This is a genomic window from Gelidibacter sp. (genome assembly GCF_053579655.1).
In genome coordinates, this window is sequence record NZ_JBMDWE010000007.1 from 113,188 (window position 1) to 129,375 (window position 16,188).

Here is a 16,188-nt window from a genome sequence, read left to right on the forward strand (position 1 = left end):
GGAGCGCGTTGTTTAAAGAAATAGAATTTGAACACCTCGTTTTTCAGTAAGCTAAAAGCCATTTAATAAGCTGTATAAAAAGCATCTATGTACCAAATAAAACTATCCAGTCATTTCATGAACATCTCAAAAATCATCTTCATTTTTTTAGGCCTTTTATGGGCTGATAGCATTCAAAGTCAAGAGATCAACCTCAATTGGAAACCCCGAAAAGATTTGAATACCGAATTGCCGTCTTCAATAAAAATATATGACAGCTATGGCAGTTTACCCGACGGAAAACCGCTCAGAGCCATGTATGCGGAAATAGATCTGCGCGATAAGAATTTAAAATTTCGTTCTGTAGGAAGTCATAGCAATAGAGAAACCACAGCGGAAACCTATCAAAAAAACAATGGCATATTAGCGATAAATGGCGGCTATTTTGCGAGCGATTCTTCAGTGAGTTTAATCATCGAAGACGGAGAAATCATTTCAAAAGGAAGTCATAAAACACCTCGCGGTGCCTTTGGCATGGAAAACGGAAAACCTGAAGTGGTCTGGACAACACCCGCTTCGACTGGAGATTTCGTCTATAAGCTGAGTACTATCAATGAAAAAAAACCTTCACAAAAATGGCTAGCTTCCCAAGCAGTGGGCGGCGGACCTGTATTACTGATCAATGGTCAAATTCAATTGACAGCTAGTGAAGAGGGTTTTGCAAACAGCCATACCATTCGTCATCCGCGGTCGGCTATTGGCTATAAGAATGATCATACGATGGTAATTCTGGTGGTCGATGGTCGCCAGGAAGCCAGTGCAGGCGCCACTCTTATAGAACTGGCCGAAATCATGCAAAAACTGGGAGCGAAAGCAGCGGTTAATTTAGACGGCGGCGGCTCATCGGCGATGATAGCGGCCAATGAAGTCGTCAACGTTCCGGTCAACATTTCTGGTGGCAATCGCAACGAGTTGCGAAAAAACGCAGGGGCACTTATCATATCTGAAATAGTGTCTTCAAAGACTCAGACACCCATTTATTTAGATACTGAAGATGCTACGTATTCCGAAATCGGAATTTGGAAAGACAGCAATTTATTTAATTATTACGGCACATCGGCTTCACGAGTCGCCGTAGCAAACCCAATGAATAAAGCTTATTATCACTTTACAGACCTCAGCCCTAAAAAATATCAATTAGGTGCTTGGTTTACCGTAGATACAGCTGAAAACTCAAGTGAAGTCGAGTACATTCTGCACCGTTCAACAAAAACCGACACCCTAAAAGTGGATCAATCGGATTTGAATAACTTGGGAAAATGGACCATTTTAGGAAATTTTCAGTTAAAACCAGAAGACTTCTTGGAAATTCGAAGCCCTAGCGGAAAACAATTTATCAGCGATGCCATTCGACTGATTCCAAGCGTCGAGATTCCTGAAACACCTCAGCGTGGCGACCTGCGTATTGCGGTAATTTCTGATCTCAATTCTGGACTTGGTGCTGTCGATTACGAATGGCAGGTGGATAGCATCATTCAAAGGATTCCCCGCATTTGGAAACCCGACCTGGTTATTTCAGGTGGAGATTTGATTGCTGGGATGGGCATTTCAGAAACCGAGCATTTACAAAGAATGTGGGATGGCTTTACAAAACATATCGCTGAACCCCTTAACAAAAAGGGAATTCCTTTTGCTTTTACCTTGGGCAATCACGATGGCCCCCGCTCTTATAAAATAGAACATGATTTCACCAGAGCCTATTGGAATCAAAGTGTCAACAAGCCAGATCTCGATTTTGTCGATGACAGCCACTTCCCAAATTATTATTCGTTTGTGAAAAATGATGTTTTTTTCGTTTCATGGGAAGCCTCCTCCCCTATAATTACCGAAGAAAATTTAAAGTGGATGGAGGAACAATTTCAACTTCCTGCAGCAAAAAACGCTAAATTCCGTTTTGTGATGGGTCACATGCCGCTTTATAGCGTGGCCCAGGAACGTGATTCTAAAGGCGATGTCCTCGAGAATCCTGAGCGATTGCGCGCGCTTCTTGAACGCTATAATGTCCATACTTACATAAGTGGGCATCAACATGCTTTTTACCCCGGAAAACGTGGCAAACTACAACTGCTCAATACGGGCGCTGCGGGCTCTGGAGCGCGTTCTTGGTTAACGCAAGAACTACCGCCGACCAATACCATCACTATTATGGATGTGTTTTATGACAGTGGCGAAATTGATTACACCACCTATGAAATCAAAGAGAAAAAAGCTTCAGATATGCAGGTATTTGATATCCAGAAGTTGCCTTCAGCTATTTTTGGAGTGAATGGCCATGTTCTGCGTAATGATCGTGAGAAGTTTAAAGAAGGAAAAGGCCATTTCCATTCGATTCATGGACAACAAAAAGCAGAAAGTGGCGAATTTTCGGCAGCACTTGTAGATAAGGAATTAAAAATATCAGGAAATTTTTCCCTTCCAAAAACTCAGAAAAATCAATACGTTGACGTCGGACTTTTTTCTGGCCGACATAACGAAACCGGCATGCTGATTCAAAAACTGCAAACGGGGAAAATAAAAAATGGAAAAGGACATTTTTCAGGAACGTTAACAGTTACCGAAAACCTGGAGGATCTTCTTGCCGTAGGCGCTGTTTACATCAGTGTTTCGTCAAAAAGCGATAGCTTACGTGGACAACTATATCCGTCGGAAAACAAACCACCCAAAAAACCATTAATTACCTCTCATCAGTCTAAAAACACCTACGGCATTCGAAATCTGAATGTTTTAGGAACGGTAAAATGGACTCCTGCCACAGATCCGGATGGCGATTTTGTGACCTACACTTATCAAATCGCTTCAGATCCTGAATTCTCCAAAGTCATCTATCAGAAAGAAACAGGGCGCAATGCAACCTTAAAATTTGAAGAAAACGAATGGTTTCAATTGCTTAAAGATTCTAAAATGGGCGAAACAGAAACCTTATACCATCGTGTTTTGGCCACTGATGGCAGTCATCTTGTAAGTTCAGGAAGTTCAGAATTAAAACTGCTCAAGTCGGATGAAGACTTAACAGATCTTGCCGAAGTGGCACCTCCGAATTATAAATTTATAGAGAAAATTGAAGATTCTGGCGCAGGATATGGTGCGCTATGGGACGATGACCAAAAAGTTTGGCTAGCGGATTATACCCGTGGATTGGTCATAAAAAAGGCTAATGGAGATTCTGCAGAGTTTTCCCCGCTTACTTCAGTAGAAATCGACGGCAAGCAGTATGCCCTGAAACCTGTAAATGGCATAGGAAAAGACTTGGATGGCAATATTCTGGCCGGCATCAACCGACATCTGATTAAAATAGATGCAAAAACTGGCAAGAGCATTGCCGTTTGGGAAGTTCCCGAAGGCAATAGAGCCATCACGAGCCCAAGAGCTGCTCAAGACGGAACTATTTTTGCCATGTCTTTATTTGGAGAAGATGGCAATTTTATGCTAAAACAAAATGGACAAAGTTTTGATCTTATAAAAACTTTAAAACTGGAAGATCGCATCCTTTCCCGAACCTTTAATATGAGCGCTGACGGACGGACGCTGTACTTTCCAGATCCTGGAAGTGCTATAACCCAAGTATATCACAGTACCGATGGCGACACCTATAAAAAAGAAAACCCTATCAGAAGTCTGAATGCAGGTTCCAGTGCTTTACAAATTCATGATCAAGCTCTATATTTTGCAGTGCGGTCCAGCGGCATTTCGCCTTCCTCCTTCCATTACCGAAATATTAAAAATAAGGACATGTGGACCTTGGATTTACCAGAAGTCAACGGCGCTGAGCCTCGGGGAGTTGGTGTCTCTCCAAATGGAAAATTCTTGATTTTTTGTAGTTATGACAAAGGCGGTGGCTATTACTTATATAAACTGCAAGATTAAAGTGCCATACCAACCCGACTAACGTTCTGGCGGACCCGCCTGAGATGCATTCTGTCGCGGGTTTTTAAAATAAACTGACAGTTTGTTGCATTCGTGAAATTTATAGTGCAAAATTTGAACAGGCATTCTCAAGTCGTTAAAATGATATACTGTCGTGTTTTTTAACAAATGCGAATGTCTAATATTTCCTCATAAATAAAAATTACGCCTTAATGGTTTATCTTTTTAAATCATAGGAAATCAGCGTTATCTGTGTTCCATTCCATGCTTGAACACTGACCTGCCTGTCCGTTCAGTCGGGTAACTCTGATGGAGCAGATTTACACTGATTTAAGTAGTTAAAGCGAGACGCACTAAACTGCTCGAGAATTTGCCGTGTAATATTTCAAATCTTTCCATCAACAATAAATTGTATCTGTTTTATTTCATTTTAAAAAAATATGATGCTGAGTGGCCGTAAAATAATCCCTAAAAATCTGATTGAGTTGATGGTCAATTCTACTGGCCCTAATCCCAAGTTTAGGATAAATTTCTATGATTAAACGAGAGATATCACTTACAGAATCTGCCGCTTGGCTATGTACTTTTTGGTTATTAAACTCAAAGTAATTAAGGCTAGGCTGACAACTCAAATATTCAATGACAAATAGCATAAAGCTGAAAAACAGATTTAGCCAGACATTAGCCAGTCATAAAGATTAGTTTAGTGGTCGCTTGTTTTTATTTTTTTAAATATTTGCCATACCAATCAAGATATCTCTGAAACCTGTCCACTTGATAACTTAATACTTGTAATCCGTGAAACTGATTTGGGTAAATCACTAATGTGGTAGGCACATTCAATGTTTTTAAAGCGGCGTACATTTGTTCAGTTCCTACTGAAGGTACATTAAAATCGTTTTCTCCAACCATAAATAAGGTTGGGGTTTTAATTCTGCCTGCATGAGTAAAAGGATATGATAGTCTTAAATACCGATCCAAACCATCTTTGGTCCAAGGCAACCCGATTTCTTCATTCCACTGTAACAAATATTGATCTATGCCATACATGGAAAGCTGCATAGCACTTCCGGCACCACTGCAAGCGGCTTTAAATCGAGTATCTGTAGCGATGGTATAATCGGTTAAAATTCCGCCGTAACTCCATCCGCCAATTCCCAATCTATCCTTATCTACCCAACCTTGATCTACCAAATAATCAGTGGCCCCCAATAAATCCTTAACCTCTAGATTCCCCCAATCGGCATAAATAGCTTTGCTGAAATCTATGCCGCGGCCATTACTTCCTCTATAATTTACGGCGGCAACAGCATATCCACCTCCCGCAAGAATTTGTCGTGTAAAATCGAAAGAATAATCGTCCTGTGTTACTGGACCTCCGTGAATATATAAAATGAAAGGCAGTTTTTCGTCCCCTTTCCCAGACGGTTTATAAAACAGTCCGGAAACTTTTGTCCCATCTTTACTAATGGATTCAAATCCTTTTACCTCGGCCAACGCAACGTTTTTAAGCCAATCTTCATTGATGTGGGTAATTTGATTCAGCTTACCGTCGGTAAGTGTATAAATGTTTTCAGGGTGTTGTGGGTCGCTCATCATGACTAACCATCCACCTGACTGCCGGCTTTCTAATTTTGAAAAACTTCTATTTCCACCAATAATTTGATTAAGTTTTCCTGAGGAAATATCAACTTCAGATACATATCTCTGTCTGTCATCTTGTACCAAAAAGGCTATTTTTTTGCTATCGGGCGACCATCTGAAATTTGCTACAGGACGATCCATTTTTTGGGTAAGAAGTTTTTCATTACCTCCATTGATATCCATAATAGTTAAAATACTATTATCATAATTTATAAAAGTAGCGTCATCTGTGGAGCGTAGATAAGCAATGTATTTGCCGTCTTTACTGAATTGTGGCGACCCTTCTCTTCCTTTCCAATGCGTAAGCTGCTTCATCTCAGCGCCTTTTTTCGCCGCCATTGAATAAATAGCATCATTATGGTTTCGGTCTGGGTCTTCTGTTCTATTGCTTACAAAAACAATAGTTTTTCCATCGGGAGACCAGGCCGGAGAAGTTTCATCGAAATTTCCTGTGGTGAGCTGTTCTACTTTTTCAGAAGCAATATCCAGCAAATATAAATGCGTGTTATGATTTAAAACATAACCGCTAACATCCTGCTTAAAATGATAACGATCTACCACAATAGGAGCTTTTACCTCATCTTTTTTCTTTTTCTTATCTTCAACATCCTTCATAACCAAAATGATTTTAGAACCGTCTGGTGACCATTCGTAATCTTCAAGATCATACTTCTCTTTAGTGAATTGCTTTGCCTCACCACCTCTCCTGTCCATTAACCACAGTTGATTGGTATCTAAAGTATCTGTTTTTTTTGAAGATAGGTAGGAAATATATTTACCATCAGGACTAAATTTAGCATTAGATTCACCTTCTGGAGTGAAAGTGATTTGTAAATTATCTTTACCATCCCAACTTGTCAGAAAACTTCCGAACTGGATGAAATTGTCGTGGTAGGTTATGGTACAGGCAATACCAAAATATCTTTAAACACTTCCTATGGATGGAGCAAAGCTACCAACAGAATGAAATTCTTAAATACACCGCAATATGTGGAGCTTTTAACCGAAGCTTATCTTAATGAGGGCTACACTTTAGAAGATGTTGCAGCCGACTTAAACGATTTTAGTGAAAATGAAGCAGACTGGAAGAATTCCGCTGTGGACACCAATTGGGAGGATCTGGCGTTTGTAAATGGTGGTGTGCAAACCTTAAATTTGAATGCTTCTGGGGGTGCAGAAAAAACCCAGTTCTTTTTATCAACAGGATACAATAAAACCGATGGGATTGTAAGGGGGAACAACCTTGAACGTTACAGCTTTAGAGCAAATGTGGACCATAATGCTTCAGAGAAACTTCAAATAGGCATGGCGTCTAGTATTTCCAAAACCCTGATTGCGAGATTGGCAAATGATAACCAATTTGCCAATCCATTACAGGCTACTGCGCAACAGCCCTTTATTAGACCCTATTTAGATAATGGAATGCCAAATTCCAACACTTTGTATTATAATTTTCTTAACCAAGTATCGAATGCCTATAATGAAACAACTATCTGGAGAACTATTGCAAATTTATATGCACAATACCAAATTATCCCAAGCCTTAGCTTTAGCTCCGAAGTTGGATATGATTTAAATATACAGACCGCAGAAACTTTTGATGGCCATTTAACCCAATCTCAATCAGTGGGTGGATATGCAGTGGCTAATAGTGTTGAAAATGAAAAATACACCTTAAACAATTACTTTAACTATTTGACTTCTATTAACGATGATATTGAATTAGAAGCCATTGGAGGCATATCCTTTGAAGACGACCGAAGAAAACAACAATCAGTCGAGGGACAAGGTTTTCCTTCAGATGATTTGCGCACAGTTGACAGTGCTGCAGAAATCGTGGGCGGTGGTTCAAGCCGATCTCAATTTACTTTTCTTTCCTATTTTGGAAGAGCAAATTTAAATATCCTTAATAAATATTTATTTAAAGCAAGTTTAAGATACGATGGAAGTTCACGATTCGGAAAAGATGAACAATTTGGTTTATTCCCGGCCATTTCAGGAGCTTGGATTATGTCTGATGAAGATTTCTTAAAAGACAGTGAGCTACTTTCTCTCCTAAAAATTAGAGCGAGCTGGGGTGTCACCGGAAATGCAGGCATTGGTAACTTTGCCAGTCGCAGCTTGATTTCAGGCGCTTCCTATAATGGTCGCCCGGCTTTGCAGCCCACACAATTGGGAGATCCTTCTTTAAAATGGGAAACTACTAATCAATATGATTTAGGGTTAGACTTTGGTATTGTAAAGAATAGGATTTCTGGACAAATTGATGTTTACAATAAAACGACTACCGATTTAATTCTTGCTGAACCAATTCCATCCACATCAGGCTATACAACCTTAACACGTAACGTAGGACAATTAAAAAATACCGGGATTGAGTTTGTTTTAGATACTAAAAACTTTGTCGGAGAAATGTTTACATGGTCCTCAAGTTTTAATATTTCTTATAACAAAAATGAAGTCACCAGCTTACCGGGAGGCGAAATAGTTTCCGGACAAAATATAGTTAGTGAAGGGGAAACGCTCGCGTCCTTCTATATGGTCGAGTATGCGGGGGCAGACCCAGCAAATGGTGATGCTTTATTTGTATCCAATGTGTTAAAAGCCGATGGCACGCGTGACAAAACTTTAACCAATAATTACAATTCTGCAGCACGTGTCATCATAGGCTCCCCATTCCCAGATGTCCTTGTAGGATTTACTAACAACTTGAACTATAAAGATTTTGATCTATCCTTTACCTTTCAAGGTCAATATGGTGCTTCTATTTACAATGGCGCTGGTCGCTATCAATCTTCTAACGGCGATTTTTTCGACAACCAAACCATCGATCAGTTAAATAGATGGCAAAAGCCAGGTGACATTACCAATGTGCCACAAGCGCGGTTTTTAGGAGGTAATGGCACCCAGCATTCATCGCGATATTTGCAGAAAGCAGATTTCATAAGATTACGGAACCTTACTTTTGGATATACACTTCCTAACGACTTTAGTAAATCTATAAATATCGATAAGCTTAGGATTTATTTTACTGGAGTTAACTTATTAACGTTTACTGAATATACCGGTTATGATCCAGAATCAACCTATGATGTATATGCTGATAGCAATATCAATGTGGGAACTGCCTTCTATTCTGCGCCGTCTTCCAAAACATACACCGTTGGGATAAATCTTCAATTCTAAAACAACTATTATGAAAACATATAACATACTTTTATTTTTCAGTGTCGTGTTGGTAAGCTGTAGCAGCAAATTAGATATTGATCCAAAGCAAAGCTTAACCCCTGAATCGGCATTATCTTCTGCGGAGAACATTCAAAACCTTTTAGTAGGCGCTTATGATCTTGCTGGACAAAACACCTTGTTCGCAGGAGATTACACTTTAGCATCAGAATTACTAGCAAATAGTGGCGAATTGGCCTTTCGTGGAACTTACTTAGGTCCAGCTGAATTTAACAGAAAACAGGTAACTTCCGGAAACAGTTTTGTCAGAGACTACTGGGTGTACTCTTATGCAGTTTCCAATCAGGTAAACTTGGTGTTGGAAGGACTTGATAAATTTGATGATCCTGATGAGGCTTCACGCGTTGAAGGCGAAGCTAAATTCTTGCGTGCTGCGGTGTACTTTAATTTAGTGAAATTTTTTGCACTTCCTTATAAAGCCGATACACAAAACAGCCAATTAGGAGTGCCAATTGTTATCAGCGCGGTAAGTGATGCCTCTCAAATTACATATCCTTCCAGAAATTCTGCGCAGGAGGTTTATGACTTTGTGGTCTCAGACCTTAACGCAGCAGTAGATTTACTTCCTGAAAATAACAGTTTTTATGCCGATAAATATGCTGCGCAGGCATTACTCGCAAGGGTATACTTACAAATGGGCAAATATGAAGGTGCCCGTGATGCTTCAAATAACGTCATAAAAAACAGCGGATACAGTCTTACAGCTGATTATCCTTCAGCCTTTAACAATGAAAGTAACTCTACCGAAGACGTTTTCGCTTGGCAAATAACCACTCAAGACGGCCTTAACGATATGACCACTTTCTGGGCCACCCGTATATACGGAGGAAGATCGCTCACAGGAGATGTCACCATAGAGCCTCCTTATTTTACGAATTTCAGCGATAATAATGATCAAAGAAGCAAGTTTTTCTACGCAGGAAATGGAACACTGCTTTCAACGAAATGGCAAAATCAATTTGCAAACGTTCCCTATATTCGTTTGGCTGAAATGTATTTAATTCGGGCGGAGGCCAATTTCAGACTTGCAACGGAGTTAGGCGCTACACCACTTGAAGACATCAACCTTATACGTAAAAGATCCAACGCCACGCTGTTCAACAGCATAACCCTTGATACTATTATTTCGGAACGCAAACGAGAATTAGGTTTTGAAGATGCTGCGCTTCACGATGCCAAACGCTTACAAAAAAGTATTGGAGCGCTACCTTACAATTCTGACCAGCTAGTGCTTCCAATACCTCAACGAGAAATTGATGCTAATAAAAATCTAGAACAGAATCCAGGGTATAATAATTAATTTTATATAATTAGATCAAAAACTCCCTGAAAAAGAGAACACTAAAGCATATGAATGAATGAAAAGGAGCGAAAACAGCAATGTATTCGCTCCTTTTTCATGTATTTTATAGTGATTAATAACTACATGGGAGCTTTATTACATCGACGAAAGATTCAGTTATGTACATATTCTCAATGCTATGCTTATCGTAATAAAGGCTAATCTTCTCAGAAAAAATTAATGAGTCATATATTTGTTCTGTTCTTTTCCACCAAGAATTTTACTGACAAAATCATTTCCAGATTACTTTATACACTTGTCCTCCCACTTTTCAATAACCATTATAGCTCATTGAGAATCAAAAAAAATGAAAGCGCTTCATCAGCAATAAATCTGATCCTTTTTATTTCACTTTAAAAAAATATGATGCTGAGTGGCCGTAAAATAATCCCTAAAAATCTGGTTGAGTTGATGGTCAGTTCTACTTGCCTTGATGCCTAGTTTAGGATAAACTTCAATGATTAAGCGAGAAATTCTACTGACAGAGTTTGTCGCTTGGCTATGTACTTTTTGGATATATGCTTCTGTAAAACTTTCTGACTTCTGAATAACACTTTCGATTTCTTCAGAAAATTGAAAGATATCTTGATTTGTAATGAAAACTATCTTTGTTAGATTTTCTAGCGCTTCTTTCGGTAGAATGGTCTGTGCTTCTTCCAAAAAATGTTTGGCCATTCCCAGATAATTTACCCAAAGCGTGAGATCAGCAAAAAGTGAAAATGGAATTTTAAAAATTGGTTGAGGAAGATTAAAGTGGTTATATTGAAAACAGTATTTTTCATCTATTTCTGCATGGACTTCAAAGGAATCTGTAGCAGTTGCCACAAGTCCCATTGTATTCCAATCTGAAATGATTTGCACCTTTTCTTTTGGAATCACAAAAGAACGGATTTTAGGCGATCCATCACTTTCCATTAGTTCTTTTCCATCTTGCATTATGCGTGCATTCAAGGTAAAATGTGACAGATAAGGAGCTCCGGTAGCATAACGCCACTTCCCTGATATTTTATAGCCTTTCTCCAACTTTTCAGCCGTTCCAAATACACCGCCGCTCCCGCCAAGGATTGGTCTTTCGGAACTCATAAAAACTTCTTCTGCAACGTCCTTATTCAAATTCCCGATAAAATAATTGGCGCCACTGCATAAGGTAATGGTCCAACCCATACTTCCGTCCGTAAGCGCCAAGGTTTTCAGCTTTTGCAATCCGTCGCTCAATGAGGCTTCCAGGCCACCATAGTTTTTAGGCACCTATAAGTTCCAAAGATTTTCTTTCTCAATCCACTTTAATAGTTCGGGAGAGAAAACAGTGGCTCCCAAACAATGTTCTCTAAGCTGGTGTAGGTTGTTCAATTTTTTCATTTTTTAAGATCTCTTGCCATTTAATATATCCGGAAACGCCCACTATAAACAAGAAAATAGTCAGGCCAGCATAAACATATAACTCCTTGTAAAAAAGTAACGGAATCGCAATAACATTACTAATATTAAGATAAATCCAGTTTTCAATTTTTCTTTTGGCCATAAACCACATTCCTGCCCACGCAAAGGCAACCACAAGCGCATCCCATATCGGAACATTTGAATTGGTGTGAAACTTGAGCCAATATGCCATTAAGGCAAAACAGACGACCACGATGCCCAATGCCTTGAGATGTTCTTCTTTGCTGGAATAGGAAATAGGAGTTGTCTTCTTTTGTTTACCAAATTTCCAATAAAACCAACCATAAATACTCATACTAAAATAGTACAGGTTCAATAAAATATCTGCGTAAAGCTGCGAACTATAAAGCACCCACATACTTATGAGAATGGAACCTATTCCAAAAAGATAATTATTGATATTATTTTTTCTGGCCAAAAGCACCTGAACAACTCCTAAGGCAGTGCCTAGGATTTGCAGGAAAGTAAGATGAAATAAATAATCCTCGATCATTGTTATAGTTTCAATGAAATGGAGGAAATAACCAAGCAGTGTATTACTATCGTTCCCTACGCCAGCATTATCTGGATCAGGTTCCGTGCAAAAAAGCACTTGGGTATCTTCTCAGCCTGCACAATTAATGACAAGCACCCCATTTTAAAAGACAAATCTATAATATTTTCTTACAATATTTGAGGAGACTTCACTTTAAATGATGTTCCCAAAAATGTTGTGGAAATAATTTATGAGCATTTTGACTTAAGACGTTTCAACATAGGTCATAACAATAAAACGCCTGACTTCTAAAAGCAATATTAAAATTGGCATTTCTAAGTCAGGCATTTGTATAATTTAAGTCCTAGATCAATTCTTAGACAGAATAAGCACTATGCAAATGTTGACCAAGCGCTATTATCAGAATACTCTTCAATGACTTTTACCGTATTCTCAAAATGAAAATAACTGAACAAACCAGATATTTCCTGTTGGACCATGGTAATGCAATTATCAACAAGATCTTTTCTAAAGCCTTTATGCTGAAGCTCCAAAACATAGCCCACACTGACTATTCTGGCGATAACCCGTCCTAAATCGACCAGTTTTCGTTGTGAAAGATTAGTGGCGATTTCGAAATTAAGGTCTTTTTTGAAATACTCACAAGATTCAGCGGTAACATCTAAAGTTTTTAAATATTCAAACAGATTGGATAGCTTACTCTTTTTCATGGCGCGCGTAATCATTTCAGAAATTTGAGAATACAACATTTCGTTAGAGCCTTCAAATATTTGAAAAGGTCGACTGTCCATGATTCCACGTCCGCCAATATGGCTTATTCTATACCCACTGGCACCAGAAAGTTGCGTTAGGAGTTGAGCAGATTCCTGCATTAAATCGGTTACCACCGTTTTCATGCTATTAGCTTCCAAACCATTGGTTGCAAGGTTGTTTTCGATACCACTGATCTCGGTACTTCGTAAACACATGGCAGAACTGAGAGTAAAGGCCGACTGAATTCTGGCCAATTGAAATTGCACCTGATCCATCGCTAATAAATTACCAGCGCCTACCATTCTGTTTTTACAATGTTGTGTCGCTTCATCCAACATTCGCTTGATAAAGCCCATTCCCATCCCTGGAAATTGCAATCTACTTCTATGTAGAATATCCAACATCATTTTAATCCCTGTTGTTTCAGGAATTAATCGTTGGTTTTTTGGAATTTCCAGATCTAAGGTATTCAAACCATAGGGAATCATATAAAGACCGGCATTATCATAAATTTCCTCAACGATAATATGCTGATTTTCTTTGGTATTATCGGCAATAAAAAAATCGACATCCCTAGCAAGGTCACCATTAGCCATTGTTTTTCTGGCGGCAATCAACCAATAATCGGCCATGCCAGTAAGTCCTTGCCAATGCTTTGACCCTTTAACACTGTAACCAAAATCATTTTCTTGACTGAAGGTTTTCATATTTAAAGCGTCACTACCATAATCAGGTTCAGTGATCATCAGACCACCCATATTCTGGTTTTTGAGAAAGCGATTGAATATTTCGGGCTTCACAGCGGCTTCAGCGTATTTTGCAACAGGTTCTAAAAACAAGGCAATGTTAATCCCAAAAGTTAACGAAAGGGACAGCGATTCATAAGAAGCCGCGGATAGAATTTCGAGACATTCTTTTACATGTCCGCCACGTCCGCCGTATTCCGAAGGAATGGCCACAGATAATGGTTTTTTGGACATTATTTTATTCAAGACTTCAGCAGGTAGACCACGTTCCAAACTTAATTGATTGATGTTATTTTCTTTATGAAATAAATCGTGTAGCGTAGTTTCGAAATCTTTTATGAATTCTGAAAATTTGGTTTTTGTTTCCATGAAAATAAAGGTTAAAGGAGAGCTTTTTGCAACAATTTTAAATTCTTGGATCAAACATAAAAAGAAATTTAACGATAATAACCGTAAGGGAAGCTCTTTTTTCGGGTTCAAAACTGATATTAAATGGTCGAATCTCCATTAACAAAAGTATTAAATATTAATTGGAACATGTTTAGATAACTTGTTAATCTGCGCCATTGGCGCCATCATTTTAAAAAACAATAAAACAGACCATTAGCACTTAACCATATCTTACATTATATCATTCCATGTGAAAGACATAGCTCCTTTATGAAAATGACATCTTTATGAGTATGTTTTAAAAAAAAAGTCCCCTTTCTAATCCATCATCGGTAAAGAAGTCCAATACTTTAAGTTCATAAATCAACTAAACGCCCATCACAATTTAAAAAACGAAAAATCCTCTATAAAAGAGGATTTTTCAAACCGTTAGATGCATGGGCTAGCTTGTCAATTATTTAGGATCTTTATAGGTCTCATACATACTTCCAAAATTAGATTGGATAAACAGGTCAAACGGAATTTCCTCTTGCTTGATAAAGCCTTTGTTTTTTAATTTTCCTTCGGAAACTAAGTCTACAACTGCGGCTATACTGCAGGCCGTTGTCCAACTGATGGCGCGCCAATCTTTATTGTTCAAAGTAATTTTACGATAGGATTCACTAAATTCCTTTCTTTTTAATTGTCCATCCATGACACCTTCAACCGCAGCGTGCACTACTACGATATCTTCATCGACTATCGGTAAAGCATTGCTTAGAATTTTTTGCGCCAGTTTCCGATCATCTTTTAAAAGAAGATCATAAAGCAACAATTTCATGCCGTCTCTATGCCCTGGATATCTGATGGTTTTGTAATTTAACGTATCCACTTTCCCATCTAAACTCTCGCACATGGTTCCCAATCCGCCCGAGGTTAAAAAGGCTTCGTACTGACGCCCATTAATATTGATAGACTCAACATCGTCCAATGAACTGCGCATTTTACGCTCTCCATTGTGGATCACTTCAGAGTCGTTTATATACTCATTGATAACACCTTCCGCACTCCAGGTAAAACTGTAACCTAACTGCCCCATTGGATGCAATGGCAAGGCTCCTACCCTTAATTTCACCATGCGAATTTCAGAAAACTGACTGTACAGACCAGCTCCTAAAATTCCGATAAAACCAGGTGCCAGACCACATTGCGGCGCTAAGACAGTGGTGCTCTTTTTGGCCATTTTCTGAATAGCATTTAAGGTTGGTACATCTTCGGTCAAATCGAAATAATGAACGCCCATGTCCACCGCTATTTCGGCAATTTTTATATTGAGAAAATAAGGTAAGCAAGAAACTATGGCATCCTTGTTTTTCAAAAACTCACGAATACTTTTTTCATCGGAAACATCTCCTTTTGAAATATGAAAAGGAAATTCCTCCTTAACATCAAATTGTTCCATCCCTTCTACGTCATACTTTGAACTCAACAAAGTCGCAACAAGACTGCCCACTTTTCCTAATCCTAAAACGGCTATTTTTTTTATCATTGCATCAAATATTAAAATAAGATTGAAAGTTAATTTTTTAGGGAACCATAATAAAGGAGTAATTTAAAAGAATTTACGGGAAAAACCACCACATTTTCTTTTTGAGTAATGCATTATCTTTAAAGGTAGATTTTCAGTGTTCCTAAAGTAAGCACTTATGACATCTGAATTCTTTTTAAGGCTACCTAGCGTCTCTATTCATTTCGATATTGGAAAATATACGCGATGGCCAACTTTTAACTGATATCTTCCCGCGATTTTTTCAAACCTCTTGAAAACTGAGTTAATAATACAATCTAAAATCGAGTAATTTGCAGAGGTTAAAATGCTTTTGAAACATCATTTCGACAACTTCCTTGAGGTCTTCATTTTCTTGGTACAAACTAAAAAAAACGCGATCAATAGTACCTACGCTCGATATTCCGCTAAGGTTAGTTCCATAACCTGAAATGGCTCGTGCTCCAGTGACATCCAAAAAATATTGTGACTCTTCATCGGTCAGGTCCAAGATTTTTTTGTTGGCAAAATGGATCACTTTCCCCGTCATTCTCCCTTCAAAAAGTTCAGCTATTTCCTCAATGCTATAATAATAGTTATTCAAGAGAATGTTGTTGGGCTCTCCAGGCATCACAAGATAAATAATTTCATAATCCTTAAAATTATGATCTTCATATAACAAGTTGCTTAAGCTTTCCTCTAG

At 38.5% G+C, this 16,188-nt stretch carries 9 protein-coding genes; 3 read left to right on the forward strand and 6 right to left on the reverse strand.

The window, feature by feature from the left end:
* Positions 1-117: 117 nt before the first annotated feature.
* Positions 118-3,903, forward strand: a complete 3,786-nt coding sequence (locus ACOH2D_RS05760) for a phosphodiester glycosidase family protein (protein WP_449534658.1) — start codon at positions 118-120, stop codon at positions 3,901-3,903.
* A gap of 720 nt (positions 3,904-4,623) precedes the next feature.
* Here the strand turns inward: ACOH2D_RS05760 and ACOH2D_RS05765 are convergent.
* Entirely contained in the window at positions 4,624-6,261 is a 1,638-nt protein-coding gene (locus ACOH2D_RS05765) for a S9 family peptidase (protein WP_449534659.1), read from the reverse strand.
* 174 nt (positions 6,262-6,435) lie between these two features.
* On the opposite strand from ACOH2D_RS05765, the gene ACOH2D_RS05770 reads away from it, so the two are divergent.
* Together ACOH2D_RS05770 and ACOH2D_RS05775 are read left to right on the forward strand one after the other, a co-directional pair.
* Complete coding sequence (locus tag ACOH2D_RS05770; RefSeq protein ID WP_449534660.1) at positions 6,436-8,733, forward strand: SusC/RagA family TonB-linked outer membrane protein; 2,298 nt, start codon at positions 6,436-6,438, stop codon at positions 8,731-8,733.
* Positions 8,734-8,743: 10 nt separating this feature from the next.
* Positions 8,744-10,093 (forward strand): RagB/SusD family nutrient uptake outer membrane protein, encoded by a 1,350-nt coding sequence (locus ACOH2D_RS05775; protein WP_449534661.1) that lies wholly within the window; start codon positions 8,744-8,746, stop codon positions 10,091-10,093.
* Between the two features lie 390 nt (positions 10,094-10,483).
* Here ACOH2D_RS05775 and ACOH2D_RS05780 read toward each other — a convergent pair whose 3' ends face one another.
* From ACOH2D_RS05780 to ACOH2D_RS05800, 5 genes are all read right to left on the reverse strand, one after another.
* A complete protein-coding gene (locus tag ACOH2D_RS05780; protein WP_449534662.1) occupies positions 10,484-11,383 on the reverse strand; it encodes an acyl-CoA dehydrogenase family protein in 900 nt (299 codons plus the stop codon).
* Positions 11,384-11,462: 79 nt separating this feature from the next.
* Positions 11,463-12,068 carry a nicotinamide riboside transporter PnuC gene (gene pnuC, locus ACOH2D_RS05785; protein WP_449534663.1) on the reverse strand — a complete coding sequence of 202 codons (606 nt, stop codon included), beginning with the start codon at positions 12,066-12,068 and terminating at the stop codon, positions 11,463-11,465.
* 374 nt (positions 12,069-12,442) lie between these two features.
* A complete protein-coding gene (locus tag ACOH2D_RS05790; protein WP_449534664.1) occupies positions 12,443-13,939 on the reverse strand; it encodes an acyl-CoA dehydrogenase family protein in 1,497 nt (498 codons plus the stop codon).
* A gap of 475 nt (positions 13,940-14,414) precedes the next feature.
* Positions 14,415-15,488 (reverse strand): saccharopine dehydrogenase family protein, encoded by a 1,074-nt coding sequence (locus ACOH2D_RS05795; protein ID WP_449534665.1) that lies wholly within the window; start codon positions 15,486-15,488, stop codon positions 14,415-14,417.
* Positions 15,489-15,771: 283 nt separating this feature from the next.
* On the reverse strand, positions 15,772-16,188 hold a 417-nt coding region (locus tag ACOH2D_RS05800), incomplete at its 5' end, for a DUF6642 family protein (protein WP_449534666.1).

What these genes read in the sequence shown, in the direction of transcription:
- ACOH2D_RS05760 (WP_449534658.1), top strand. Translation starts at nt 118, where the DNA reads ATGAACATCTCAAAAATCATCTTCATTTTTTTAGGCCTTTTATGGGCT.
- ACOH2D_RS05765 (WP_449534659.1), bottom strand. Translation starts at nt 6,261, where the DNA reads ATGGACAGGAGAGGTGGTGAGGCAAAGCAATTCACTAAAGAGAAGTAT.
- ACOH2D_RS05775 (WP_449534661.1), top strand. Translation starts at nt 8,744, where the DNA reads ATGAAAACATATAACATACTTTTATTTTTCAGTGTCGTGTTGGTAAGC.
- pnuC (WP_449534663.1), bottom strand. Translation starts at nt 12,068, where the DNA reads ATGATCGAGGATTATTTATTTCATCTTACTTTCCTGCAAATCCTAGGC.
- ACOH2D_RS05790 (WP_449534664.1), bottom strand. Translation starts at nt 13,939, where the DNA reads ATGGAAACAAAAACCAAATTTTCAGAATTCATAAAAGATTTCGAAACT.
- ACOH2D_RS05795 (WP_449534665.1), bottom strand. Translation starts at nt 15,488, where the DNA reads ATGATAAAAAAAATAGCCGTTTTAGGATTAGGAAAAGTGGGCAGTCTT.